2 protein-coding genes are annotated in these 1,931 nt (G+C 69.0%); both read right to left on the reverse strand.

Going from position 1 to position 1,931, the window contains the following annotated elements; translation table 11 throughout:
* Positions 1-1,229, reverse strand: a 1,229-nt coding sequence (locus tag XI08_RS10055; protein ID WP_271574296.1) for a FecR domain-containing protein, incomplete at its 3' end; no start/stop codon positions are given.
* A gap of 412 nt (positions 1,230-1,641) precedes the next feature.
* The coding region (locus XI08_RS10060) for a DUF2147 domain-containing protein (RefSeq protein WP_271574295.1) at positions 1,642-1,931 on the reverse strand (290 nt) is incomplete at its 5' end.

Consider the following 1,931-nt stretch of genomic DNA (forward strand, 5'->3'; position numbering starts at 1 on the left):
CGCGGCGGCAGGGTTTGCGGCGTGCCGCCGGGCTGCGTGCCTGGTCCGGTGCGCGGTGCGCCGGCCGGCCGGCCCGCACCCTGCTGCTGACCGTGTTGCTGCTGGCCCGCGCGCGGCGTACCCGGCTGGACCGCGCCGCCTTGTCCTTGTTGTCCCTGGCCCTGCCGCTGCGGCGGCTGTGCGCCTTGCCGGTTTGGCGTGCCCGGCTGCTGCTGACCCGGACGGTTGTTCTGGCCGGGCTGACCGATGGGCCGCTGCGGCTGTTGGCCGGGCGCCGTCGTCGGCCGCAATTGTTGCTGCTGCGGCGCCTGCGCCGGCCGCGGAATGCGGCTGATCGCGGTCGGATTGGCGCGGCGGAAGTCGCGCTGCTCGGTGACGATCTGGCGGCCCGTGGTCTGTGCCAGATGCACCTGGCTGACGAAGCCACGGTCGCGTGCAATCTGCTGCGGGGCAATAGTGATCGGCACGGCTGCAAAGCGCATGCCGCCGGCGCCGCCCGTGCCGGGGCGAATCGCAAAGCCGCTCGCGCCTTGCGTCAGCGCGCCGAGCCGCGTGCCGCTGCTGCGGTCGTTGACCTCGATGTGCCCGACCCGGCCGTCGGCGTCGGGATAGAGCTTGATGTTGACGTTGCTGGCGCGGCTCGCGGCCGCGCCCTCGGGCACGTCGACGACGCCGGTTGTGCCGCGGATGCCCAGCGTCGCGGTCGGCGTCGCGATCTTCATGTCGCCGGTCTTCGCCACCGCCGCCGCAACGAAGGCAACCGTGCCCTTGCCGATGTCGAAGATCGCCGAATTCTGCTTGCCGCCATCCTCATAGACGTAGTTGTCGATGGTGATTTTGGCGCTGGCGGAGAGGTTGAACGTGGTCGTATCGTTGAAGGTGATGCCGAGCGAGGAGTTCGACGAGGTCTGCACGACGTCGTTGAGATAGATGTCGTCGCGCACGCGCAGCGGATAGGAATTCTTGTCCCGGATCACGGTCGCGATTCCCGTCACGGTCGCGACGTTGCCGATCGGCTCGACGGCGGCGGATTGCGCGTCGGTGGCCGGTGTCGGCGAGGCTGCGGGCGTCGGCGAGGCTGCGGGCGCCGGGGAGGGAGCGGGCGCCGGCTGTGCCTGCGGCTGCGTCTGTGCGAGTTCGATTGCGTCGGACGCGAACGCCCCGCTCGCGCCGGCCAGCGGCAAGGCCAGCAGCGGAAGCGCAAACACGAAGCGGCGCCAAGCCACCAATGAAGTCACGAAGAGGTCCCGGTGAGAAACGCGAGGTGAGAGCGGCTGATTTCAGCCGGGGCTAGCTGAATGGCGGATGAACATCTGTTGCATGGACGTGGCGAACATTCAAACGGTGTTCTCTCCCCTCACGGTGAGGAGCGCGCCCTTGCGCGCGTCTCGAACCATAGAGGCCCGGCTGCCGATCCGGGCCTCGCCCTTCGAGACGCCTGCTGCGCAGGCTCCTCAGGGTGAGGGGATAAAGTGTGCCCGCCGCGCGGCACTAAGAACGTGGATGCCCGGGCCTTCGCCGCGCCGAAGTGGCTTCGGCCGCGCAGGCGGGACAAGCCCGGGCATGACGAACGGTGGTGCTTGGAGCGCGAGATCCCGGGTTCGATGCTTCGCATCGCCCCGGGATGACGCGCTCCGCGCGTCAGCCCACGCGCTTCCAGGTCTGGCCGCCGCAGAACATGCCGCCGAAGGCGCAGCCCTGCACGCGCATCGCATTCGGGCCCTTCATCGCGATCGTCGAGTCGTAGTTGCGGCCGGAGTCGGGATCGTGGATGCGGCCGCTCCACTTCGAGCCTTCGGGCTTCATGTTGATCAGGATGCGCTCATTGGTCTTCTGCGCGTAGCCGCACAGATTGGCGCCGCACTGCTCGACACGGACGTTGCCCTTGTTCTCTTCGGTCGCCCAGATGCCGATCGGCGTGTTGGCGACCG

Origin of the sequence: Bradyrhizobium sp. CCBAU 11361 (assembly GCF_028128935.1) — a bacterium.
Lineage (GTDB): Bacteria > Pseudomonadota > Alphaproteobacteria > Rhizobiales > Xanthobacteraceae > Bradyrhizobium > Bradyrhizobium niftali.